This window comes from Microbacterium sp. Z10_103 (genome assembly GCF_058310455.1).
Genome location: NZ_JBZEGK010000001.1, coordinates 868417 through 891069, shown reverse-complemented (window position 1 = coordinate 891069; position 22653 = coordinate 868417). Strand labels below are relative to the sequence as shown.

Below are 22653 nucleotides of genomic sequence, written 5' to 3'. Positions count from 1 at the left end.
CCTCGTCCGCCCCCCTGGAGGCATCATGACCCAGTCGACCACCGACCACGAAGTCCGCACGTCGAGAAAGCGCACCCTCATCTGGTGGGTCGGCTTGCTCGCGATCCTTGCCGGCATCGTGATGATCGTGACCGGCGGGGTGGTGTGGGGGGTGGTGAGCTCCCAACTCGCCGAGCAGAAAATCACCGTTGCCGATGACGCTTCCTTCTTCGCCGGCGACGAGGTGAAAGGCCCGCTGACCGCGCTCGCACAGGCAGACATCATCAACGTGCATGCCTTGGAGATGGCCGACGGCAAGACGTACGCCGAGCTCGATCGGGAAGACCCCCTTCGCGACACGGTGATGAACGCCTCCTTCCTGCGCGCATCGCTCTTCACATCTGTCGTGTCGTTCGGCGTGGCCCTGTTCGCGATGGGCGCGGGCCTCGTCTTCGCTCTGCTCGGTTGGGCCGTCATGAGACTCAGCAGCACTCGCTCCTGACGGGACCTGGTCGGCGGACCCGGCGAGCAATCCGACCACACACGGTCTCGGAGCATCGCCTCCAGACATACGGAAGGCCCGGAACCTCTTATGAGATTCCGGGCCTCTTCCGGTCGGGATGACAGGATTTGAACCTGCGACCCCTTGACCCCCAGTCAAGTGCGCTACCAAGCTGCGCCACATCCCGATGCCCGCGAGCGGACAACTCCCCCATCCTAGCCGGTCCGTTCGGCCGCCGCGAACGCGGGGCGGACACATCGACTGTTCGTCCACAGCACTCCGGAACCCTCGAACCAATGTCCGAGGTTGGTGATTCCATGGAGGCATGAACAACCCGGTGGACCCGCTCCTGGAGACCATGACCGCCCTGCGGGCGGCATGGAGCGCGGCGAGTTCCGCCCACGGCGATGCGCGCGCGATGACTGCCGCGGATCTGCTCGACATGAACGAGCGGATCGCGGCGATCCGACGCCAGCTCGACGGCCTGCACACACAGATCGCGGCCGAGATGGCGGCCAGGTCGCGCCCGGAGCTCGGGACGGACGGCCTCGCCCGGCAGGCCGGATTCCGCTCTCCCGCCAAGCTGATCGCCGCGACCACCGGTGGCCACGTCGGCGACGCCGTCCGGCTCATCCAGGTCGGCGAGGCCACCCGCGAACGCAGCCTCATCTCGGGCGAATCGGCTCCCCCGCGGCATCCCGACGTCGCACGTTCGGTCAGCACCGGCGCGATCAGCGTCGCAGCGGCCTCCGCGATCACGGGGATGCTGGATCGCATCGCGCTCCGCGTCGACGCCGCCACATTGGCCGAAGCCGAACAAGCCCTGGTCGGCCAGGCGCCACTCCTCTCCCTCGAAGAACTGCAAGCCGTGCTGCGCCGCGCGGAGGCCCACCTCGACCCTGACGGGCTCGAGCCGGCCACCGACGAGATGCACGGCGAACGGTCGTTGAAGATCGGGCACGACGCCTCAGGTATGACCGTGCTGACCGCGCGGCTCGACCCGGAGAGCGCAGCCCCCGTGGTCGCCGCGATCGATGCGATCGTCACGGCACAACTGCGGACGTCCCGTGGCCACAACACCCCGGACGGGGTCGTTCTCGAGGACGGTTCCGCGCCGGTGGCCGCGGAGTCCCGATCGCTGCCGCAGCTACGCGCCGACGCGCTGGCGGCGATCTGCCGGCACGCGATCGGATGCGACTCCAACGTCGTCCCCGGGCCGTCGGCATCGGTCATCGTGCGCATGGATCTCGATCACCTCACCACGGGCACCGGCATCGCGACGATCGACGGGATCGAACAACCCATCGACGCAGGAGCCGCCCGCCGTCTCGCGGCGGCGGCGAACATCATCCCCTGCGTCCTCGGAACGAACAGCGAGGTCCTCGACTTCGGGCGAAGCCGACGGCACTTCACGAAGGCGCAACGCCGAGCACTCGTCGAACGCGACGGCGGATGCGCGTTCTGCCACCTTCCTCCCGCTTACGCCGAAGCCCACCACATCCTCTGGTGGCTGCGAGACGACGGACCCACCGATCTCGACAACGGGATCCTCCTGTGCACGGCATGCCACCACCGGGTACACACGGACGCGTGGGAGATCCGCGTCGAAACCCCGGCGGGTTCCCCGCCATCCGCCGGCGTCGTCTGGTTCATCCCACCCGCCCACATCGATCCCGACCGCACGCCACGCCTGGGCGGGCGAAGACGCTTCGATCCCCTCGCCTTCATCCTCGCCGCATGAGGCCGATCGCCCGTGTCGGCGCCCGGGACTACCCTTCCGGCATGAGCATCGAGATCCTCCCTGCGACCGCCGACCGTTTCGACGATGCCGAGCACGCCCTGACCGGCGGTGGCGACGGCCCGACCTGCCAGTGCCAATGGTGGACGATTCCGGCGGCCGAGTTCCGCGACACCACACAGGAACAGTTGGTCGACCTGCTCCGCGTCGAGATGACGAAGGAACCCTCCCCCGGTCTTGTCGCTTACGTCAATGGCGCCCCGGCGGGCTGGGTGCGCGTCGGGCCACGCACCGCACAACCACGTCTCCTCCGCACGCGGATGCTCATCGCACACACCCCCGAGCCCCTGGATGACCCGTCCGTGTGGGCGGTGTCCTGCTTCGCGATCCGCAAAGAACACCGCGGCGCGGGCCTCATGCGTCAACTCCTGGATGCCGCCGTCGCCTACGCGCGAAGCGCCGGCGCCCGAGTCGTGGAGGCCTACCCGTTCGACCCCACCGTGAAGAAGCGGCCGTCCAACGACCTCTACCGCGGCGTCCTGTCGGTCTTCACCGAGGCCGGCTTCGACGTCGTTGCGCAACCCAGCGACGACCGAGCCCTCGTGTCGCTCACCCTCCGTGAGTGACTCGGCGCGCCGCATCCATCTCCACGGCCACCACCACCCCGGTCATCACGACGGCCGCTGCCACATACTCCCCCGCCGGAAGAAGCCCTGCCCCGGTCACCAGCACCGCGCCGGCCACCGCGACCGCCGACACCCAGCCCGCCACCCGCCCGCGCAGCAGGAGCGCCCACGCACAGAGGAGGAACACGGCGAGCGGAGCGGTCAGCGTCAGCCCGGCGGCGACCGCGCTGATCTCGGTGTGCCCGGTCACCCGATCGATCTCCACCTCGACCCCGGCAGACACCGCTCCCACCGCGCCGAAGATGACGTAGTGGACATAGCCGAAAGTGAAGCCGCGCCGCAGCCCCCGCAAGCCGGTGTGCTGCTCGCGGGCGAAGTAGAGCCACCAGATCGCGGCGGTGATCACGAGACCCGATGCGGCCAGCCACAGCAGCTGCGGCACGTGCTCGCCTTCGCTGAGCGCGTCGATCATCGCACTCGACGATGCGAGCAGGCTCTCGCCCAGCAGGAGCAGCGTGAACAGCCCGAACCGCTCGGCGATGTGCTGCGGATGCCAGTGCGTACGCCCGCGTAGCTCCGCCCATACCGGCACGGCAAGCTCCGCAAGCACGAGGGCCAGGAATGCCCAGAACCCCGGCTCATCGTCCAGCAGGAGGCGACCGACCCACAGCAGCTGCACGCCGGCGATGCCGATGGCCATCCGCACGGCGGTGGGCCGAGCGCCCGGATCGGAGAGAGCGGCCCGCACCCACTGCGCCACCATCGCCAGGCGCATCACGACATATCCCCACGTCACGAAAGTGAAGTCAGCTTCGACCATCGCATCGTGCACACCCGCCGCGAGCACGAGCACGCCCCCCATCTGCACGATGGTGAGCACGCGGTACAGCCAGTCGTCGATGTCGAACGCCGAGGCGAACCAGGTGAAGTTCATCCACGCCCACCACACGGCGAAGAAGACGAGGAGGTACGCCACCACGCCGTCTCCGATGCGACCCTCGGCGATGAGGTGATGCAGATTGCTGGAGGCTTGGGAGACCGCCACGACGAAGGTGAGATCGAAAAGGAGCTCGAGCGGCGACGATGTCCGGTACGGCTCCGAGCGGTCGCGCGAGATCATCCGTCGCAGTCCGCCTCGCACCAGCGCATCCGTCATGGCTCCGAGTATGGCGGTGTTCCGGCGCGTCGTCCGGTCCGATCCGCGCGCCCTGACGGCACATAAAATGAAGCAATGTCTAGCCTGACGACGATCACCACCGCAGAGATCCGCGAGATCGACACACTGCTCACCCTCCTGGGCTCCGGCACAGCCCAGACGAGGACCTCCCTCGGCATGACGGCCGTCCGACTGCCGAGCGGAGTGGCAGTCACCTCTCTCGGCGCTGATCCGGGCGGATTCTGGAACCGGGTGATCGGTCTCGGTCTGTTCGAACCCGCCACGCCCGAGGCGACTGATGCTGCCATCCAGATTCTGGCCCAGGGGACGGCAGACGTCGCGAGGATCCAAGTCGTCCCCGAGCTGCTCACCGACGACTGGGCGGGCATCGCCGAGCACCACCGACTGCGCCGATCAAGCGCCTGGTACAAACTCGGGCTGGAGCTACGGCAGTTCACCGCATCCTCCTCCGGTCCGCCGGTTCGACAGCTACGAGAGGACGAAGTCGATGAGGGTTCGCGCCTTCTCGGCGGCGCGTTCGGCTGGTCCGACGAGGTCGTGGACGCGGTGTACAGCGCCCCGGTCCGCTCGGGCGCGCTCCTCGGCTTCGGCGCGTTCGATGGCGACCGGATGATCGCCTCTGCCACTGTCGCGGTAGGCAGTTCCACTGCGCACATGTACGGGGCCGCTACGCTGCCGGAGTATCAGCGGAGAGGCGCTCAGACGGCACTCATCGCTGCCCGCGCGGTGGCCGCACGAGAGGCCGGCTGCGAGCTGGCAATCGCCGAAACGTGGGTACCCGAGACCGAGGGAGGCAACCCGTCGCTCAACAACATGGTGCGCTCCGGCTTCGAGGTGCTGTACGAGCGCGACAACTGGGTGTGGGAGCGACCGAACGACGCGCCCGACACCGAGGCGTGACCGGGTTCATCGACCGCGGTGCCGTGCTGCTGGTGCCGACGGCGGCGCCATGACCGCCGGTGCGGCCCGCGTCGACGCATGGCTGTGGGCGGTGCGCATCTACAAGACGCGGTCGATCGCCACGGCGGCATGCCGAGCGGGGCATGTGCGCGTCAACGGTGAGCGCGCCAAGGCCTCAGTGCAGGTACGGCCCGGCGACGAGTTGCGCGTGCGCGTCGCCGGGTTCGACCGCACCCTGGTTGTTCGTGAACCGATCGCCAAGCGTGTGGGCGCTCCGCAGGCTGCCCTTGCGGTCGAGGATCGCACGCCTCCCCCGCCGCCGCGCGAGAGCATTCCCTCCTTCGCAGTGCGGGACCGCGGCGCGGGCAGGCCCACGAAACGCGAGCGCCGCGAGATCGACCGCCTGCGCGGGTCGTGAACCTCAGTCGAGCAGGTCGAGGAGCCAGCCCGCGCCGCGGGTGGACGCACCGACCGATTCCACGCGCTGGCGCAGGCCGCGATCGCTCGTGACGACGATCGCCTGATCCGGATGCGGCAACGCCGCGGTCTGCGCGACGATCTCGTCGTCGCCCTCGCCCGGGGCCGACGCGACGGTGATTCCGGTTACATCCCTTGCGGCGCTGCGGGCAGCGCCCTCCACGATGGCCACGATCCCGGGGAACCAACGAGTGCCGGCGAACCCGATCGCGTCGGCGGCGACGCCCGTGGCAGCGAGCCGTCCGAGGCGTTCGAGCAGGCGTTCGGCGGCTCCGGCACGGTCGCGCCACCAGCCATCGGGAACCGACCCCACCACGTTTGCGACATCGACCACGATGGTCGGATACGTGTCGAGCACACCGCGCAGGGCCGGCCATGATGCGGCGAATCCCGGATGCAGCGGGAGAGCATCCACCTCGTCGATGGGCACCCACGCCAGCGCGCGGCTCTCCGGATCGCTGATCACCGGTTCGAACGGCTCGATGACGTCACCCACGAGGGTGGTGTACGTCCAGACGTCCAGGTCGAGCACGCTCACCAGGCGCGGCATGACGGCGCCGGGCGGAACCCCGGCCTCCTCGGCCGCTTCTCGGAGGGCAGCGTCGCCCGCCGACTCCCACTCGTGCCGGGCGCCTCCCGGCAGCCCCCACGTATCGCCGAAGTGACTCCACGACACGCGGTGCTGCAGAAGCACGCCTCTGTCCGGGTCGACGGCGAGAAGTCCCGCGGCGCCGAACCGCCCCCAATACCGCTCCCCCGAGTCGGCAACCACCCACGCATCACCGGGATCGCGCGGCCCCGCGGGACGGCGCGGTTCACCGGGACGGGGCGGCTCGATAGTCACGCTCCCAGCCTGTCACAGCGCTCTCGGGTCGAGTCGCCGACATCCACGGCGTGGCAGCGAAAAACACAACGGATGCTGGCGACTCGACGGAACAGTCCTCTCGGTCCCAGCCCGCTCCCCGGTCGACTCGCCACAAAACGCGGAGTCTCGCGCGAGAATGCGACGGATTGTGGCGAGTCGACCGCGTGGATCAGCGCTGGCGCTTCTCGCGGATGCGCATGTTCAGGACGATCGGCGTTCCCTCGAAGCCGTAGATCTCGCGCAGGCGACGCTGGATGAAGCGGCGATAGCCCGGGTCGAGGAAGCCGGTCGTGAAGAGCACGAACGTGGGCGGCCGCGTGGCGGCCTGCGTGCCGAACAGGATGCGGGGCTGCTTGCCGCCGCGGAGGGGATGCGGGTGCTCGGCCACGAGCGCGGCGAGGAAGGCGTTGAACTTGCCGGTGGGGATGCGCTGATCCCACGACTCCAGCGCCGTCTCCAAAGCCGGGACGAGCCTGTCCAGGTGCCGGCCGGTGCGCGCGGAGATGTTCACCCGCGGTGCCCATGCCACGTGGGCGAGGTCTTGCTCGATCTCGCGCTCCAGGTAGCGGCGGCGGTCGGCGTTCTCGAGCTCGGGCGTGTTCAGCAGGTCCCACTTGTTGAAGGCGAGGACGAGCGCGCGCCCCGACTCCAGGACCAGGTCGATGATCCGTACGTCCTGCTCGCTGAGCGACTGGGAGATGTCGAGGACGACCACCGCGACCTCGGCTTTCTCCAGCGCGGTCGCGGTGCGCAGCGAAGCGTAGAAGTCCGCACCCTGCTGCAGGTGCACCCGTCGGCGGATGCCGGCCGTGTCGACGAACCGCCAGAGCTTGCCACCGAGCTCCACGACCTCATCCACGGGGTCGCGCGTCGTGCCGGCGAGTTCGTTGACGACCACGCGCTCCTCACCGGCTGCCTTGTTCAGCAGCGAGGACTTGCCGACGTTGGGACGCCCGAGGATCGCGACGCGGCGTGGGCCGCCGATCTCGTGCTTGGCGACGGCGGACACCTCGGGAAGCACCTTCATGAGCGCGTCGAGGAGGTCCGCGACCCCGCGTCCGTGGATCGCCGACACGGGGTACGGCTCCCCCAGTCCGAGATTCCACAGCGCCGCCGCTTCCGGTTCCAGGCGGGCGTCGTCGATCTTGTTCGCCACGAGGAAGACGGGCTTGCCGCTGCGGCGGAGAAGCTTCACGACGTGCTCATCGGTCGAGGTCGCCCCCACCCGTGCGTCCACGACGAACAGCACCACGTCGGCGAGTTCGATCGCCACCTCCGCCTGCAGCGCGACCGAACGGTCGATGCCCCGGGCGTCCGGTTCCCACCCGCCGGTGTCGACGAGCGAGAAGCGGCGGTCCAGCCATTCGGCTTTGTACGTCACCCGGTCGCGCGTGACACCCGGGGTGTCTTCGACGACCGCTTCGCGGCGGCCGAGGATCCGGTTGACCAGCGCCGACTTGCCCACGTTCGGGCGTCCGACGATCGCCACCACCGGCAGCGCCGGGAGGTACTCGATGCCGTCGCCGTCCTCGGCCAGACCGGCGAGAAGCGCTGCGTCGTCCTCGTCCAGGTCGAAGTCGTCGAGCCCGGCACGCAGGGCGGCCGCACGCTGCTCGGCGAGCGTGTCGTCAAGCGTCTGCATCTTCTCGACGAGCTGGTCAGGCCCGCCTTCGTATTCGTCTTCAGCGCCCATCGAGGGCTCCCCTCGTGCGTGCGACGACCGCAAGAACGGCGTCGACGGTCTGTGTGAAATCCAGGTCGCTCGAGTCGACGACCTCGACGCCGGGGGCGGCGGTGAGGAAGTCGACAACGGCGGAGTCGGATGCGTCGCGCCTATGCAGCGCGGCGGCCACCGATGCCGCATCCTGGGTGGTCAATTCGGCGCTGCGCCGCGCCGCGCGGATCTCGGGCGCCGCCGTCAGGAGGATCCGCACGGCGGCGTCGGGCGCGACGACCGTGGTGATGTCACGGCCTTCGACGACGACACCGGGACGATCAGAGTCCGCGACGAGCTGGCGGAAGATGATATTCACCGCGTGCCGGACGGCGGCGATGCGCGCCACGCCGCTGACGGCATCGGTGACCCGCGGCTCGCGGATGGCCGCTGTCACGTCGTGGCCGGCCACGCGCACCCAATAATCGTCGGGGTCCAGCGAGATGGCGAAGTCGAAATCGCCGAAGACGTCCAGCACCGCCGATGAATCGGACGTGTCGGCGTGGTGCTCGAGGGCATGCCACGCCAACGCCCGGTAGGCGGCGCCGGTGTCGAGGTACCCGAAGCCCAGCCGTCGTGCGGCTTCTTTGGAAACACTCGACTTGCCGCTGCCCGCGGGACCGTCGACGGCAATGATCGTCGGCTCAGTCATTCGTGCTCGCAATCCGCCAACCGCGCGCGGTCAGTCCTTCGGTGGCGCGGCGGACGGCGTCGGGCTCCACGCTGATCTCGGCGAGGCCGAACTGCGCTCCGGGCGAATGCTCGAGGCGGAGGTCTTCGACGTTCACGTCGAGCTCTCCGAGTTCGCCGAACAGGCGCCCGAGCTGTCCTGCGGTGTCATCGACCATCACGACGAACGAGTCGAAGCGCCGGTTCTGGCCGTGCTTACCGGGGAGCCGTTCCACGCCGTCGTTGCCTCGGCGGATGGTGTCGGCCACCGCGCGGCGTGCCCCCGGAGCATCCGGTGCGCGCAGCGCCTCGGCGACCGCGGCGAGATCGGTGGCCAGCGCGTCGAGGACGTCGACGACCGGCGCGGCGTTGGCACCGAGAATCTGCACCCACAGTTCGGGGGCGGATGCGGCGATCCGTGTGGTGTCGCGGACGCCCTGACCGGCAAGGCCCAGCGCGGAGCCCGGCGCGTCGACGAAACGGCCGGCGAGCAGGCTCGCCACCAGCTGCGGAACGTGCGAGACGAGAGCGACCGAACGGTCGTGCTCCTCCGGCGACATCTCCACCGGGACGGCGCCCACATCCAGGGCGAGGCTCTCCACGAGCGCCAGGTCTTCGGCCGACGTCTCGCCGTCACGGCACACGACCCACGGTCGGCCCATGAACAGATCGGCGCGCGCGGAAATCGCGCCCCCGCGCTCGCGGCCGGCGAGGGGGTGCGAACCGATGTAGTGCGTCAGGTCGATTCCCCGGGCGCGGAGCGCGCGCAGCGGCTCGAGTTTGACGCTCGCGACGTCGGTCACGACAGCGCCGGGGTGCGCGGCGAGTTCGCGGGCGATGACCTCGGCCGTGACGTCCGGCGGCACGGCCACGACGATGAGCGTGGGAGCGTCGTCGGCGCGGGCCTGGCGTCCGGCCCCGTAGTCCACGGCGAGCCGCAGCTGCGCGGGAGAGGCGTCATCCAGGACGACGTCCACGCCGCGGGCGGTGAGCGCATGCCCGATGCTCGCTCCCAGCAACCCCGCTCCGACGATGCGCACCGTCCCTCGAACACGCGGGGCCAGCGGTGCGGCCGCGCGCGCGGAAGAAGTCTCTGAATCGCTCACGGGGTGTCGTCCGGTGCGCTCTCGCGACGCGAGAGGGTCAGCAGCGCACCACGTTCCAGCTTAGTCAACTCACGTGCCCGCCCAACCGGGAGGGTTCCCAGGTGCAGCGGGCCGAATTGCCGGCGGACCAACTCGACGACGGGATGCCCGACCTCGGCCATCATGCGCCGCACGATGCGGTTGCGACCCGAGTGCAACGTCAACTCCACCAGGCTCGACTCCCCCGACGCATCCAGCAGCCGCGCCTTGTCCGCAGCGATGGGGCCGTCCTCCAGCTCGATTCCGCGGGTCAGACGCGCGATGGTCTGAGCGGTGACGCGTCCCTCGACCTTGGCGATGTACACCTTCGTCACCCCGAACGAGGGGTGGGCGAGCACATGTGCCAGGTCGCCATCGTTGGTGAGCACGAGGAGCCCGCTGGTGTCCGCATCCAAGCGGCCCACGTTGTACAGTCGCTCGCTCCACTCTTCGGTGAACGGGCGCAGATCGGGGCGGCCGCGTTCGTCCTTCATCGTGCTGACGACGCCGGTGGGTTTGTTGAGCATGACGTAGCGCTTGTCGGTATCGAGCTGCACGGCGACACCGTCGACATCGATGAGGTCGACCTCCGGATCGACGCGGCTCCCGAGCTCCGTGACCACCGTTCCGTTGACGCGCACGCGTCCTTCGACGATGAGTTGCTCCGAGACACGGCGCGATGCGACGCCGGCGTTTGCGAGGGCCTTCTGCAGCCGGACCCCCTCGGTGCCCCGCGGGTCGCTCATCGCACGCCCTCGATGTCGAATCCGTCGGAACCGTCATCGAGCAGCGGAGAGATGTGCGGCAGCTCGTCGAGGGAGTTTATGCCGAGGTTCGCCAGGAGCGCGTCGGTCGTCCCGTAGTTGATCGCCCCGGTTTCCGGGTCGGTGAAGACCTCGGTGATGAGCCCGCGCGCCAGAAGTGTGCGCACGACCGAGTCGACGTTCACCGCCCGGATGGAGGCCACCTGCCCGCGCGTGACCGGTTGCTTGTAGGCGATCACCGCGAGGGTCTCCAGCGCTGCCTGCGACAGGCGCGACGGTGCCTGGGTGTTGACGAACTCCGTCACCAGGTCATCGTGCTCCGCGCGCACGTACATCCGCCATCCCCCGCCGACCTCGCGCAGCTCGAAGCCGCGTCGCGGGCCGCCGGCACGTCCGTCATAGTCGTCGACGAGCGATTCGATCGCCTGGCGGACCGCGGCGACGGGAGCCCCGACGGCCGCTGCCAGACTCACCAGGCTCTGCGGCTCTTCGACGATGAGCAGAATCGCCTCCAGCCGCCGCGCAACGGATCCCTCGGCGACCGGAGCCTCCTCCCGGTCCCCGAGCGAGCTCGGAGCGACCTCCCGGTCCCTGAGCGAGCCCGGAGGGCGAGACGAAGGGTCATCGGTCATAGTCGGCTCCCAGGGTTGCGAGGTTCTCCTCAGACCACCGTTCGGCGGTCCATCGGAGGGTGAGCTCGCCCAGCGGTTCGAGTTGCTCGAACGACAGCGCAGCATGGCGGTACAGCTCGAGCACGGACAGGAATCGTGCGACGACCACGCCGGTCTGCGTGACACCCGCGATGAGGTCACGAAACGACAGGGCTCCCGCGCCGCGCAACAGCGTCACGACGACGGCGGCCTGCTCGCGGATGCTCACGAGCGGCGCGTGCAGGTGATCGAGTCCGACGTGCGGGATCTCCTTGGGGGCGAAGGCGAGGAGGGCGAGCGCCGCGAAGTCGTCCGCACTCAGCGTCCACACGAGGTCAGGCGCGGCGTTGCGGTACTTCTCGTCCAGCCGCACCGCGCGCACATGGCGGCGGTCTTCGGCCTGCAGACGCTCACCGAGCCAGCCGGACACCTGCTTGAACGCGCGGTACTGCAGCAGACGGGCGAACAGGAGGTCACGGGCTTCGAGCAGCGCGACGGACTCCGCATCCACCAGCTCACCCTGCGGGAGGAGTCCCGCGACCTTCATGTCGAGCAGGGTGGCGGCGACCACGAGGAATTCGGATGCCTCGTCGAGGTGAGCATCAGGTCCGAGCGCACGCAGGTAGGCGATGAACTCATCGGTGACAGCGCTGAGGGCGACCTCGGTGATGTCGAGTTCGCGCTGCGAGATGAGCGTCAGCAGCAGGTCGAACGGTCCGTCGAAGACGGGGAGCGAGACGCGAAAACCGTCGTCGTGCTCGCTCGTCGGCGCATCCTGGTCAGGCGACGGCGCCACGGGCGACCAGCTCCCGCGCCAGGCGGAGGTACGCCTGGGCGGCCGCGTGCTCGGGGGCGAATTCGGTGATCGGCACGCCCGACACCGACGCGTCGGGGAACTTCACGGTGCGGCCGATGACCGTCTCTAGGACGTCATCGCCGAAGGCCTCGACCACTCTCTCGAGAACCTCGCGGGAGTGGAGCGTGCGGGGGTCGTACATGGTGGCGAGGACACCGTCGAGCATGATGGCGGGATTCAGCCGGTCGCGCACCTTGTCGATCGTCTCGACGAGAAGCGCGACGCCGCGCAGCGCGAAGAACTCGCACTCGAGCGGGATGACCACGCCGTGGCTCGCCGTCAGGGCGTTGACCGTCAGAAGGCCCAGCGACGGCTGGCAGTCGATGAGGATGACGTCGTAGTCGGGAGCGACATGGCGGAGCACCCGCGCCAGAATCGTCTCGCGCGCCACTTCGTTGACCAGGTGCACTTCGGCCGCCGACAGATCGATGTTCGCCGGAATGACGTCCAGCCCCTCGACCGAGGTGTGCACGATCGTGTCACGCGGATCGCGCTTGGTGTCCAGCAGCAGGTCGTAGATCGTCGGGATGTCGTGGGTCTGGATCCCCAGGCCCGCCGAGAGTGCACCCTGCGGGTCGAAGTCGATAGCGAGCACCTTGCGGCCGTAGCCGGCCAACGCCGCGGCGAGGTTGATGGTCGTCGTGGTCTTGCCGACGCCGCCCTTCTGGTTGCAGAGGGCGATGATGCGTGCCGGGCCGTGCCCGTCGAGCTTCGGGGGCGTGGGGAAGCCGTGATAGGGGCGACCGGTCGGGCCGAGGATGACCTCGTCCCGACTTACTGCGGCTTTCGCCTTGCCCGTTGTCGCGCTGCCCGCCACCGACTCTCCTGACCTTGCCATGTCGTGTGTTGATTCTACCCGCCGCCCGTCCCGGTCCCGGGATGCGCGCGGCACGTCGTCAGCGGGCGCGGGGATGCGACGTGGCGTAGACGTCGCGGAGCGCGTCGACGCTCACGTGCGTGTAGATCTGCGTGGTCGCCACGGAGGCGTGGCCGAGCAGTTCCTGGACGACCCGCACGTCCGCGCCACCCTGCAGCAGGTGGGTCGCGAACGAGTGCCGGAGTGTGTGCGGCGAGACGTGGGCGGTCAGTTCCGCGCGCCCCGCGGCCTGCTGCAGGACGAGCCAGGCGCTCTGCCGGGAGAGCGGGGCTCCGCGGAGGCCGAGGAACAGCCGAGGAGTCGCCGGCCCGCGGCGTGACAGCTCGGGCCGCACGCGCGTGAGATAGGCGTCCACGGCTGCGCGGGCGTAGGAACCCACCGGCACGATCCGCTCCTTCGAGCCTTTGCCGCGCACGCGCAGCACATCTCCGTGTGCGAGGTCGTCGACGTCCAGCTGGATGATCTCCGAGACGCGTGCACCCGTCGCATAGAGCAATTCCAGGAGCGCGCGGTCGCGGATGCCGGCGAGGTCACCCGGCGCGGCATCCTCGGGCGCCGGGCCCGAGGCATCCAGCAGCTGCGTGACCTGGTCGATCGTCAGCGCCTTGGGGAGTCGCTGCGCGGCCTTGGGCGGCCGCAACCGGCCCGAGGGGTCGTCGGCGGCGATGCCCTCGCGCGTGAGGAAGCGGTGCAGGCCCCGCACCGACGATTGGAGCCGCGCGATGCTGGATGCCGCCGGCGGCGGCTGCGCCGAGGCCCGCTCCGCAGCGAACTCCGTCACCATGGCAGGGGTGACCGCATCCGTGTCGTCGACCCCGTGCGCGGTGAGCCATTCGACGTATCCGGCGAGGTCACGCCGGTAAGCCTCGGCGGTGTGGTCGGAGAGCCCGCGCTCGAGCGAGATGTGCCTCAGATACGCGTCGACCGCACGGGACAGGCGCACGTCATCGCCCGGTGGGGTCCCCCGCCTCGCGGCGGAGCACCTCGGCAGCCGCGAGCACCCCGGTCGCGAGGATGCCGTTGGTCAGACGCCCTTCGAGCACCCCCGAGATCGCATCGGCCAGGGGGATGCGTGCGACACGCATGTCTGCCTCCTCCTCGGCGCGGGCGAACTTCTCGGGCGCATCCGACAGCCCGCGCGCCAGGAACAGGTGCACGACCTCGTCGTTGCCGCCGGGACTCGTGCGCAGCGACGCGAGCAACTGCCAGCGATCGGCGACGAGGTCCACCTCCTCGGCCAGCTCGCGCTTCGCCGTCTCCAATGGGGGCTCCCCCGCGACGTCCAGAAGACCGGCGGGCACCTCCCAGTCGCGCAGGCGCAAAGGGTGACGATACTGCTGGATGAGCACGACCTGCTCATCGTCGTCGATCGCCACGATCGCTGCGGCCCCGGGATGTTCGACGTACTGGCGCTGGATCTCGCCGTCCCCGTACCGCACGGTGTCGGCCCGCACATCCCAGACCGCACCGCGGTAGACGATCTCGCTGGCGAGCACTTCGGGGTCGAGGGGCTCGTCACGCAGCGTGCCGCTCCCCACGTCAGGCCTGCTCGACATCGAAGAGCTCGCTGGCGCGGTGGCGCTCCAGCGCGGCGCCGATGAGACCGCGGAAGAGCGGATGCGGCTCCGTCGGACGCGAGCGCAGTTCGGGGTGCGCCTGCGTCGCGATGTAGTACGGGTGTACGTCGCGCGGCAGCTCGACGTATTCGACGAGACCGAGGTCGGGATTGACGCCGGAGAAGACCAGCCCCGCCTCGGCGAGCTGATCGCGGTAGGCGTTGTTGACCTCGTAGCGGTGACGGTGCCGTTCCGACACGCGCGGTGCGCCGTAGACCTCTTCCGCGATGGAGCCGTCGAGGAGGTCGGCAGGGTACAGACCGAGGCGCATCGTGCCGCCGAGGTCGCCACGGTCGAGGATGTCGACCTGCTCCGCCATCGTCGCGATGACCGGGTTCGGGCTGTCCGGGTCGAATTCGCTCGAGGAGGCGTCCTCGATGCCCGCGACGTTCCGGGCGTACTCGATGACGATGCACTGCAGTCCCAGACAGATGCCGAGCGTCGGGATGCCCTGCTCGCGGGCGAAGCGCAGCGCCCCGAGCTTGCCCTCGATACCGCGGATGCCGAACCCGCCGGGGATCACGATGCCATCCAAGGATCCGAGTGCTTTCTCCGCGCCCTCGGGCGTCTCGCACAGGTCGGAGGGGATCCACGTGATGTTGACGTGCGTCTCCTCGCCGAACCCGCCCGCCTTCAGCGCCTCGGTCACCGAGAGATACGCATCAGGCAGGTCGATGTACTTGCCCACCAGCCCGATGGTCACCTCGTGCTTGGGGTTGTGCACGGCGCGAAGAACCCGCTCCCACCGCGACCAGTCGACGTCCGCCGCCTTGCCGAGCCCGAGGGAGCGGACGATGTAATCGTCCAGACCCTGCTCGTGCAGCATCGAGGGGATGTCGTAGATGCTCGGCACGTCGACGGCGTTGACCACCGCGTCCTCGTCGACGTCGCACATGAGCGCGATCTTGCGCTTGTTCGACTCGGTGACGGGTCGATCGCTGCGCAGGACGAGTGCATCGGGCTGGATGCCGATCGAGCGGAGCGTGGCTACGGAGTGCTGCGTGGGCTTGGTCTTCTGCTCCCCGGAGGCCCCCATGAACGGCACGAGCGACACGTGGACGAAGAAGACGTTGTTGCGACCCAGCTCGTGACGGATCTGCCGAGCGGACTCGATGAACGGCTGCGACTCGATGTCGCCGACGGTTCCGCCGATTTCGGTGATGATCACGTCGGGGCGGGGTTCCTCCGTCGCCTGCAGCCGCATGCGGCGCTTGATCTCGTCGGTGATGTGCGGGATGACCTGCACGGTGTCGCCCAGGTACTCGCCCCGGCGCTCCCGGGCGATGACCTGCGAATAGATCTGTCCGGTGGTGACGTTGGCCGCCTGGCTGAGCTCGATATCGAGGAAGCGCTCGTAGTGTCCGATGTCGAGATCGGTCTCGGCACCGTCGTCGGTCACGAAGACCTCACCGTGCTGGAACGGGTTCATCGTGCCCGGGTCGACATTCAAGTACGGGTCGAGTTTCTGCATCACCACGCGGAGACCGCGGGCCGTGAGAAGGTTGCCCAGGCTGGCCGCCGTCAGGCCCTTACCGAGAGACGAAACGACACCGCCCGTCACGAAAATGTGCTTGGTGGTGTCGTCTGGATGTCCCGCGTCTGAAGTCTGCATCACGGGCTTCAATCCTATCAGCCGGCTGTCGGGGATGCTCCGCTGCGGCGCGCGCGGAATCGGTTCCCCTGCAGTCTGCCAGCATCCGAGGGGCCTCACGGTCTCGAACGCGTGACGCGGGCGTTCCAGATGGTGAGGGCCAGCGCGATTGCGGCGGGGATACCGAGGAGCGGAAGGATGGGGTCTTCCTCCACCGCGTCGATCGTCCGCCATACGAACAGCACCACGGCCGCGGCAGTGAACCACGGGGGGATCCACCGCACGAGGTCGCGCACCAGACCGGCGCGTTTCAGCCGTTCCGAGCCTCCGCCGCGCAGCATCAATCCGTACAGGGCCACTCCGGCGGCGATGACCGACAGGGCGAGCGCGAGCACCGTGGGGGCGAGACGCCATGTCTCCGCCGCCCACCAGGAGCCGCGATCCACATCCGCGAACGTCCCCTCCGGGAACAGCATCCGGATGCCGACGTCCTCGTCGGCCTCGGTGCCCCAGTACCCGTCCGGCTCCGGGGTCAGTTGCCATCGGTAGACGACGACGTCCCCGGCCGAGCGCCCGGGCGGCAGCGCGCGCACGTCGGTCTTCCCGCGGGTCTGGCCGGCGAGCCAGCCTGTGGCCGCCTCGGTCTCCTCGGCGAGCGCCGCCGGCACACGCACCGTCACCGATGCCCGCAGAATCGGGGTGTCCTGCCACGACCACGCCGCCTCCCACCCCTCGTTCAGGGCCGTCCACAACACCTGCTCGCGCCACTGTCCGTCGTGCTGGACCGCGGCCGCAGCATCCGCGACCACGTAGCGGATCTCCACGACATGCTCGCCGCCCCATTCGTCGGTGAGCGCGGTCTGGAAGAAGGCCATGCCCTGCGCGCGGCGAACCGCGAAGGGCACGGGTTCTCCGTCGACGGTGACCGCCGATACGTCCAGCGCCATGTCATGCCCCGCGACGACATCGCGCCACTGCCGCATCAGCTGCGGCAGGTGGTCGCGGCCGTCGTCGACGAAAACCGAGAGGGTCTCGGTGACGGCGACGACCGCCGCGCCGGCTTCCGTCCGTTCCAGCTCCGCATCGGCGGCGAAATCGGTGACCACCCACCCGCGCCCGCCCGGCAGATCGCCGGAGTACGCGAGGTCTTCTGGGCGATCGCGTTCCGACGGGGACGGAACGAGGTAGGCCAGCCCGAGGGAGCCTGCGACGCTGAGCACGGCCACAGCGCGCAGCAGCAGCCGCGGGATGGAAAGGAACCCGGCGGCCACGCGCGCGTCACGATGACCGCGCTCGCCCAGCAGCCCCCAGACGAGAGCACCGGCCCGGCGCGGTGGGGAGAACATCACGACGTACGGAAGGAGCTCGTCACGCAGCGTGATGCGCTGTGCCGACTGCGTCTGCTCGAGATACAGCCGCAACCCCAGCAGGTGCTCCTTCGCCAAGGCGCCGGCGCGGGTGAGCGGGCGGGCAGAGAGGACCACGAGCAGGACCACGGCGGCAAGGAGAAGGTTGGCAGCCACGATCAGGACTGGCCACCAGTAGACGCTCAGCGGGATCTGGTGCGACAGCTGACGCACGACCCCGAGCTGCAGCAGAGCGAGGCCGAGAGCGGCGCCGACGAACACGTCGCGCACGATGCCTCGCGGGACGCGGCGGAGCCCGGAGCGGTATTGGGCCGACCACGCCGGCGCCATGAGGTAGGCGCGCCACGCGGCCACGATGTTGCCCGGCCGTCCGGTCCGCCATGCGATGCGCCCGACGGCGGACCACGGCCCGCGCGAGCGGCGCCGGTCATCGAGGGCCTGGACGAGCGGCGCCGTGAGCACCTGACGCATCAGCCGGGATGCGACGGGGGCGGGCACCTCGGGGTCTGGCTCGTATTGGGCGACGTACCACGCGCGGCCGCGCTCGTCGTTCCACACCACTGCTCTGGCCGCCAGCGCGAACAGCAGGCCGACCGCGAGCAGCAGGAGCGGCACGAACGGCCCGACGACGAGCACCCAGTACAGCGGCGACGGGTCGGGCATCGCGAAGGTGCCGTCCGCGAAGCGGAACGTGAACCAGAACTGCGCATACGGCGGCAGATTCTGGTCGTTCTCGACGAGATACGTCACCGAGTCCGACGTTTCGCTGTCGGGGCTCAGGCTCGTCGCATCCGACAGCAGCGTCCATGCCACGGCTGCCCGCGGCGAGCGCTCGAGCGCTTCATCCACTTCCCGCGGCAGGACAACGGTGGCCGACGTGCGGGCAACCCCCTGCGGGGAGGCGGGACCGAACACGTCCCACTCCAGCACGTTCTGCATCCGGCCCGTCGATTCGTCGAGGGAGCGGTAGGCGACGTCGGACAGGGTGTAGCGCACCACGAATCGGTGCGCACCGTCGAGGACCTTCCCCGTGTCCCATCGCAGGGTCGCGGTCGTGGCTTTCCGGTCGATCTCGAGCTCCGTCGGCACGCCGTCGATTTCGGCACCGGTCACCTCCGGAAGCAGATCGTGTCCCTCATAGTGGGAGGCGATGGTCCGGCTGATCCCGGATTCTGCGACTCCGTCGGGGAACACCGCGTCGATGCGCTCCTCGACGTGCAGCAGCATCCGCCCCTCGTCCGTGCGCTCCACCTCGAAGGCCACGTCGAACCCACGGGCGATCCAGCGATCTGTCGCCTCCGAGGCCGCCGCCGTGATGTCGTCGAGGTCGCGCGGCTCGTTGATCACGGGTCCGGTCAGCAGAATCAGTCCGGACCCGGCAACGAGGAGCCACACCCCGAGGTTCGTGAGCCGGATTCCGAGCGGCCCCCGAGCCCGTGCGCGCGCCTCGAGCCACAGCAGTGAGCGGGCGAGCCGTCGGTACAGCGGGGTCGGACGGCGGGTCGCGATATGAACGGCGTCGGCGGGAGCGGGCTCGTCCTCGGCCGGCGGCTCAGCAGCGTCCGGGGTCACCGCGGGGAGCGCCCGGCGTCCAGCAGCTCGCGAGCGTGCGTGAGCGCGGCCTCCGAGTCGGGCATCCCCGACAGCAGCCGGGCCATCTCCGCCTCGCGCTGGGGTCCCTCCAGGCGGCGGACGCTGGAAGCGGTGACCGCGCCGTCCGTGCCCTTCACGACCGACAGGTGGTTGCCGGCGAACGCCGCGACCTGTGCAAGGTGGGTGACGGCGATCACCTGCGAGGTCTCGGCCAACCGTGCCAGCCGGCGCCCGACCTCGATCGCCGCGGCACCGCCGATCCCCGCATCCACCTCATCGAACACGAACGTGGGGACAGGGTCGACCCCGGCCAGTACGACTTCGATCGCGAGCATGACGCGGCTGAGCTCTCCCCCGGATGCTCCCCGGGCAACAGGTCGCGGGTCGGCGCCCGGATGCGGGGCGAGGAGGATCGTCACCTCGTCGCGCCCGGACGCGGACGCCACACCGGGAGCGACCGCGACCGTGAGCTTCGCGTCGGGAAGGGCGAGGGCGTGGAGCTCCTCGGTGACGGCCGCCCCGAGGCGCGCCGCGGCGTCGGTGCGCACGGCCGTCAACGTCGCCGCCGCGTCATCCAGGCTGCCGGCCGCCTCGTCGCGTTCCACCGACAGCCGCTCCACGCGGTCCGAATCGTCATCGAGCTCCGCCAGACGGGCGGAGCCCGACTCCAGCAGTTCCATGGCGGCGTCCACGCTGCCATGGACCCGGGCGAGGCCGGCCAGCAGCGCGCGACGTTCCTCGACGGCCGCGAGCTCATGCGGACCTGTCTCGTCGAGATCGGCGAGGTAGCCCGACAGCGCCGCGGCGATATCGGTGACGCGGTAGCCGAGCTCGGCGATCTGGTCGGCCAGCTCGCGCAGCGCCGCATCCCCTCCCCGCTCGAGCGCCCGGCGGGCATCGGCGAGCAGCGCTGTGACGTCCGGGGCGTCGCTGTCGGAGGAGAGCGCCTCGTGAGCGGTGACGGCGGCCAGGCGCAACTCCTCGGCGTTCGCCAGACGTTCGGCGCGCGCGGCAAGCTGCGCCTCCTCGCCCGCGACCGGCGCGGCCGCTTCGATTTCGGCGAGGCGCGCGCGCAGCTCTTCGGCTTCCCGGGCGCGGGCATCGCGATCGTTCTCGATCATCGACAGCTGCTCGTCCAGCGCGCGCCACCGTTCGAACGCGGCCCGATACGTGCCGAGCGCTCGTGCGATCGGCGCGCCTCCGAAGCGATCAAGCGCGTCGCGCTGTGCGACGGATGAGCGCAACCGCAGCTGATCGGACTGCCCGTGCACGACGACGAGGTCGTCGGCGAGGTCGGCGAGCACGCCGGCCGGCGCCGTGCGTCCGCCGACGGTCGCGCGCCCCCGCCCCTCGCTCGAGACCGTCCGCCCGAGATACAGTTCCGCCCGGCCGTCGCCCAGAGGCTCGATGTCGCCACCTGCCTCGCGGACGCGATCGGCCACAGCGCCCTCCTCTGGGACGACCCACACCCCTTCCACCGAGGCCTGGCTCGCGCCGGAGCGCACGGCACCCGAGTCCGCTCGCTGTCCGAGAAGCAGCCCGAGACCGGTGACCACCATGGTCTTTCCGGCGCCGGTCTCACCCGTGATCGCGGTGAACCCGGCGCCGATGGGCAGGGTCGCGTCGGCGATCACGCCGAGGTCGCGCAGGCGCATCTGCTCGATCACGAAGGGGCCCCGTCCGGGCCGCGCCACCCTTCGACGGGCAGGCGGAACTTGCGGACGAGCCGGTCGGTGAAGGCAGCGGGATGCAGACGCGCCAGCCGCACCGGGCGGCTGGAGCGACGCACGATCACCCGCGCTCCGGGCGGCAGATCGTGCGACCGCCGTCCATCGCACCAGAGGATCCCCCCACCGCTCGTACGCTCGAGGACCTCGATCGCCACGGAAGTGTCCGGGTCGACCACGAGGGGTCGTGCGAACAGCGCGTGCGCCGACAGTGGGACGACCGCGATCGCCTCCACGTTCGGCCAGATGACCGGCCCACCGGCGGAGAAGTTGTAGGCGGTCGACCCTGTCGGCGAGGCCACGACCACTCCATCGCATCCGAAGGACGAAAGGGGACGCCCGTCGACCTCCATGACCACCTCGAGCATGCGCTCCCGGCTGGCCTTTTCCACGGTCGCCTCGTTCAGCGCCCAGGTCTCGTAGATGACGTTGTTCGCGGCATCCTTCACCCGGACCGCCAGAGCGAGGCGCTCCTCGACGCGATAGTCGCGGGCGATGACGCGGCGGACGGCGTCGTCCATGTCGTCCCGTTCGATCTCGGCCAGGAACCCGACATGGCCGAGGTTGATGCCGAGCACCGGCGCCGTCCCCCCGCGCACCAGTTCGGCAGCGCGCAGGATGGTGCCGTCGCCGCCGAGGACGATCGCCAGTTCGACGTCATCCAGCGGGACGTCGACGCCGAGTGTGCCGGCCCCGTCGAAGTCCAGCAGACCGTCCAGCACGGCGCGGTCGTCGACGGAGAAGACGGGGCGTGCGCCGGCCGAGCGCAGTTCCGACAGCACCCGACGCGCCGCTTCGACCGTGTCGTCCCGCCGGGAGTGCACCACGACAAGGATGCTGCGTTCGCTCGAATTCATCGGGTACCGGCCACTTCGTTCAGGGTGCTCGTCCATTCTGACGGATCGCTTCCCCGACCCGTCGCCAGATGCACGACGAACTCGCGATTACCGTGGGTGCCCACCACCGGCGACGCGATGACACCCGCGGTTTTCAGCCCGACGTCCCACGCCGACCACAGGACGCTGGTGACGGCATCGACCCGCAGCGCAGGGTCGGTGACCAGTCCGCCTTTCACCGCGGTGCGCCCTACTTCGAACTGCGGCTTGACCAGCACCACGATGTCGGCCTCGGGGGCGGCGACCGCCGCCACCGCCGGAAGCACGTGGGTCAGGGAGATGAAAGACAAGTCGCCGGTCACGACGGTGGGCGCCGCGGCGACGCCCGTCGCGGCGGCGAGGCTCGCCGCATCCATGTATCGCACGTTGTACCCCTCGACAGCGATGACGCCGGGGTCCGCCGCCACCTGCGGGGCGAGCTGCCCGTGGCCGACGTCGACGGCGAGGACGGGCGAAGCCCCGCGCTCGCGCAGCACCTGCGTGAATCCGCCGGTGGACGCACCGAGGTCGAGGGCCAGTCGCCCGCTCACCTCGATGCCGAATGCGTCGAGTCCGGCGAGAAGCTTGTGCGCCGCGCGACTGACGTACGAGTCGGGCGCCAGCACCTCGATGCGCGCGTCGTCCGGCACAGGCGTCGAGGGCTTCACCACCGGGCGTCCGTCGACACTCACGGATCCGGCTGTGATGAGCTGCGCGGCCTGAGTTCGTGAACGCGCGAGCCCCCGCCCGGCCATCGCCGCGTCGAGGCGCGGTGTCATCCGCGCGGTCCGCCGTCGGCGGTCGGTCCGGACTCGAGACGGTGCGCGAGTTCGTCGTGCAGCGCAGCGTAGGCGGCGGCGCGCTCGGCGAGGGGCTGGGACTCGATCACCCGGAGACGGCTGATCAGTTCGCCTTCCTCATCGCCGGTCGCGGCGTCATCGGGCTCGGACATGCCGCTATCGTAAC

The 22653-nt window shown here is 69.8% G+C and carries 22 protein-coding genes and 1 tRNA gene; 5 read left to right on the top strand and 18 right to left on the bottom strand.

Going from position 1 to position 22653, the window contains the following annotated elements; translation table 11 throughout:
- Nucleotides 1-121: 121 nt before the first annotated feature.
- Nucleotides 122-481 carry an aromatic ring-opening dioxygenase LigA gene (locus AC4FS2_RS04070; protein WP_491155652.1) on the top strand — a complete coding sequence of 120 codons (360 nt, stop codon included), beginning with the start codon at nt 122-124 and terminating at the stop codon, nt 479-481.
- 113 nt (nt 482-594) lie between these two features.
- On the opposite strand, the gene AC4FS2_RS04065 is transcribed toward AC4FS2_RS04070, so the two are convergent.
- A tRNA-Pro gene (locus AC4FS2_RS04065) sits at nt 595-668 on the bottom strand.
- A gap of 138 nt (nt 669-806) precedes the next feature.
- On the opposite strand from AC4FS2_RS04065, the gene AC4FS2_RS04060 reads away from it, so the two are divergent.
- Entirely contained in the window at nt 807-2222 is a 1416-nt protein-coding gene (locus tag AC4FS2_RS04060; protein WP_491153322.1) for an HNH endonuclease, read from the top strand.
- Between the two features lie 41 nt (nt 2223-2263).
- Complete coding sequence (locus tag AC4FS2_RS04055; protein ID WP_491153323.1) at nt 2264-2845, top strand: GNAT family N-acetyltransferase; 582 nt, start codon at nt 2264-2266, stop codon at nt 2843-2845.
- Here the strand turns inward: AC4FS2_RS04055 and AC4FS2_RS04050 are convergent.
- On the bottom strand, nt 2829-4001 hold the full coding sequence (locus AC4FS2_RS04050; RefSeq protein WP_491153324.1) for a low temperature requirement protein A: 1173 nt from the start codon (nt 3999-4001) through the stop codon (nt 2829-2831). The genes AC4FS2_RS04055 and AC4FS2_RS04050 overlap by 17 nt on opposite strands.
- Nucleotides 4002-4076: 75 nt before the next feature.
- On the opposite strand from AC4FS2_RS04050, the gene AC4FS2_RS04045 reads away from it, so the two are divergent.
- Together AC4FS2_RS04045 and AC4FS2_RS04040 are read left to right on the top strand one after the other, a co-directional pair.
- Complete coding sequence (locus tag AC4FS2_RS04045; protein WP_491153325.1) at nt 4077-4922, top strand: GNAT family N-acetyltransferase; 846 nt, start codon at nt 4077-4079, stop codon at nt 4920-4922.
- 49 nt (nt 4923-4971) lie between these two features.
- Nucleotides 4972-5340: an RNA-binding S4 domain-containing protein gene (locus AC4FS2_RS04040; protein ID WP_491153326.1), complete on the top strand. Its 369-nt coding sequence runs from the start codon at nt 4972-4974 to the stop codon at nt 5338-5340.
- A gap of 3 nt (nt 5341-5343) precedes the next feature.
- Here the strand turns inward: AC4FS2_RS04040 and AC4FS2_RS04035 are convergent, their stop codons facing one another.
- The 16 genes from AC4FS2_RS04035 to AC4FS2_RS03960 form a co-directional block, all read right to left on the bottom strand.
- Nucleotides 5344-6243: an NUDIX domain-containing protein gene (locus AC4FS2_RS04035; RefSeq protein ID WP_491153327.1), complete on the bottom strand. Its 900-nt coding sequence runs from the start codon at nt 6241-6243 to the stop codon at nt 5344-5346.
- A gap of 190 nt (nt 6244-6433) precedes the next feature.
- Nucleotides 6434-7957, bottom strand: coding sequence for a ribosome biogenesis GTPase Der (gene der, locus AC4FS2_RS04030; RefSeq protein ID WP_491153328.1), 1524 nt, complete (start codon nt 7955-7957; stop codon nt 6434-6436).
- Nucleotides 7947-8630: a (d)CMP kinase gene (cmk, locus tag AC4FS2_RS04025; protein WP_491153329.1), complete on the bottom strand. Its 684-nt coding sequence runs from the start codon at nt 8628-8630 to the stop codon at nt 7947-7949. Before cmk ends, der begins: the two co-directional genes overlap by 11 nt.
- On the bottom strand, nt 8623-9753 hold the full coding sequence (locus tag AC4FS2_RS04020; RefSeq protein WP_491153330.1) for a prephenate dehydrogenase: 1131 nt from the start codon (nt 9751-9753) through the stop codon (nt 8623-8625). Before AC4FS2_RS04020 ends, cmk begins: the two co-directional genes overlap by 8 nt.
- Complete coding sequence (locus AC4FS2_RS04015) at nt 9750-10517, bottom strand: pseudouridine synthase (protein ID WP_491153331.1); 768 nt, start codon at nt 10515-10517, stop codon at nt 9750-9752. Before AC4FS2_RS04015 ends, AC4FS2_RS04020 begins: the two co-directional genes overlap by 4 nt.
- Nucleotides 10514-11167 (bottom strand): SMC-Scp complex subunit ScpB, encoded by a 654-nt coding sequence (scpB, locus tag AC4FS2_RS04010; protein WP_491153332.1) that lies wholly within the window; start codon nt 11165-11167, stop codon nt 10514-10516. Before scpB ends, AC4FS2_RS04015 begins: the two co-directional genes overlap by 4 nt.
- On the bottom strand, nt 11157-11981 hold the full coding sequence (locus AC4FS2_RS04005) for a segregation and condensation protein A (RefSeq protein WP_491153333.1): 825 nt from the start codon (nt 11979-11981) through the stop codon (nt 11157-11159). Before AC4FS2_RS04005 ends, scpB begins: the two co-directional genes overlap by 11 nt.
- Nucleotides 11965-12879, bottom strand: a complete 915-nt coding sequence (locus AC4FS2_RS04000) for a ParA family protein (RefSeq protein ID WP_491153334.1) — start codon at nt 12877-12879, stop codon at nt 11965-11967. Before AC4FS2_RS04000 ends, AC4FS2_RS04005 begins: the two co-directional genes overlap by 17 nt.
- Before the next feature lie 58 nt (nt 12880-12937).
- Nucleotides 12938-13861, bottom strand: coding sequence for a site-specific tyrosine recombinase XerD (xerD, locus tag AC4FS2_RS03995; RefSeq protein ID WP_491153335.1), 924 nt, complete (start codon nt 13859-13861; stop codon nt 12938-12940).
- Between the two features lies 1 nt (nt 13862).
- The gene (locus tag AC4FS2_RS03990; protein WP_491153336.1) at nt 13863-14474 is read right to left on the bottom strand and encodes an NUDIX domain-containing protein; all 612 of its coding nucleotides are present in this window, start codon (nt 14472-14474) and stop codon (nt 13863-13865) included.
- On the bottom strand, nt 14458-16146 hold the full coding sequence (pyrG, locus tag AC4FS2_RS03985) for a CTP synthase (protein ID WP_491155654.1): 1689 nt from the start codon (nt 16144-16146) through the stop codon (nt 14458-14460). The genes AC4FS2_RS03990 and pyrG overlap by 17 nt, the downstream gene beginning before the upstream one ends.
- Nucleotides 16147-16241: 95 nt before the next feature.
- A complete protein-coding gene (locus AC4FS2_RS03980; RefSeq protein WP_491153337.1) occupies nt 16242-19064 on the bottom strand; it encodes a hypothetical protein in 2823 nt (940 codons plus the stop codon).
- Nucleotides 19061-20752 (bottom strand): DNA repair protein RecN, encoded by a 1692-nt coding sequence (gene recN, locus AC4FS2_RS03975; protein ID WP_491153338.1) that lies wholly within the window; start codon nt 20750-20752, stop codon nt 19061-19063. Before recN ends, AC4FS2_RS03980 begins: the two co-directional genes overlap by 4 nt.
- Entirely contained in the window at nt 20749-21669 is a 921-nt protein-coding gene (locus tag AC4FS2_RS03970) for an NAD kinase (RefSeq protein ID WP_491153339.1), read from the bottom strand. The genes recN and AC4FS2_RS03970 overlap by 4 nt, the downstream gene beginning before the upstream one ends.
- Nucleotides 21666-22466: a TlyA family RNA methyltransferase gene (locus tag AC4FS2_RS03965; protein WP_491153340.1), complete on the bottom strand. Its 801-nt coding sequence runs from the start codon at nt 22464-22466 to the stop codon at nt 21666-21668. Before AC4FS2_RS03965 ends, AC4FS2_RS03970 begins: the two co-directional genes overlap by 4 nt.
- The gene (locus AC4FS2_RS03960; RefSeq protein WP_491153341.1) at nt 22463-22639 is read right to left on the bottom strand and encodes a hypothetical protein; all 177 of its coding nucleotides are present in this window, start codon (nt 22637-22639) and stop codon (nt 22463-22465) included. The genes AC4FS2_RS03965 and AC4FS2_RS03960 overlap by 4 nt, the downstream gene beginning before the upstream one ends.
- Between the last annotated feature and the right edge of the window lie 14 nt (nt 22640-22653).

Bases quoted from the DNA above. Each gene is read 5' to 3' on its own strand.
- AC4FS2_RS04070 (WP_491155652.1), top strand. From the start codon at position 122: ATGATCGTGACCGGCGGGGTGGTGTGGGGGGTGGTGAGCTCCCAACTC.
- AC4FS2_RS04060 (WP_491153322.1), top strand. From the start codon at position 807: ATGAACAACCCGGTGGACCCGCTCCTGGAGACCATGACCGCCCTGCGG.
- AC4FS2_RS04055 (WP_491153323.1), top strand. From the start codon at position 2,264: ATGAGCATCGAGATCCTCCCTGCGACCGCCGACCGTTTCGACGATGCC.
- AC4FS2_RS04050 (WP_491153324.1), bottom strand. From the start codon at position 4,001: ATGACGGATGCGCTGGTGCGAGGCGGACTGCGACGGATGATCTCGCGC.
- AC4FS2_RS04045 (WP_491153325.1), top strand. From the start codon at position 4,077: ATGTCTAGCCTGACGACGATCACCACCGCAGAGATCCGCGAGATCGAC.
- AC4FS2_RS04040 (WP_491153326.1), top strand. From the start codon at position 4,972: ATGACCGCCGGTGCGGCCCGCGTCGACGCATGGCTGTGGGCGGTGCGC.
- der (WP_491153328.1), bottom strand. From the start codon at position 7,957: ATGGGCGCTGAAGACGAATACGAAGGCGGGCCTGACCAGCTCGTCGAG.
- cmk (WP_491153329.1), bottom strand. From the start codon at position 8,630: ATGACTGAGCCGACGATCATTGCCGTCGACGGTCCCGCGGGCAGCGGC.
- AC4FS2_RS04015 (WP_491153331.1), bottom strand. From the start codon at position 10,517: ATGAGCGACCCGCGGGGCACCGAGGGGGTCCGGCTGCAGAAGGCCCTC.
- scpB (WP_491153332.1), bottom strand. From the start codon at position 11,167: ATGACCGATGACCCTTCGTCTCGCCCTCCGGGCTCGCTCAGGGACCGG.
- AC4FS2_RS04000 (WP_491153334.1), bottom strand. From the start codon at position 12,879: ATGGCAAGGTCAGGAGAGTCGGTGGCGGGCAGCGCGACAACGGGCAAG.
- AC4FS2_RS03990 (WP_491153336.1), bottom strand. From the start codon at position 14,474: ATGTCGAGCAGGCCTGACGTGGGGAGCGGCACGCTGCGTGACGAGCCC.
- pyrG (WP_491155654.1), bottom strand. From the start codon at position 16,146: ATGCAGACTTCAGACGCGGGACATCCAGACGACACCACCAAGCACATT.
- AC4FS2_RS03970 (WP_491153339.1), bottom strand. From the start codon at position 21,669: ATGAATTCGAGCGAACGCAGCATCCTTGTCGTGGTGCACTCCCGGCGG.
- AC4FS2_RS03965 (WP_491153340.1), bottom strand. From the start codon at position 22,466: ATGACACCGCGCCTCGACGCGGCGATGGCCGGGCGGGGGCTCGCGCGT.
- AC4FS2_RS03960 (WP_491153341.1), bottom strand. From the start codon at position 22,639: ATGTCCGAGCCCGATGACGCCGCGACCGGCGATGAGGAAGGCGAACTG.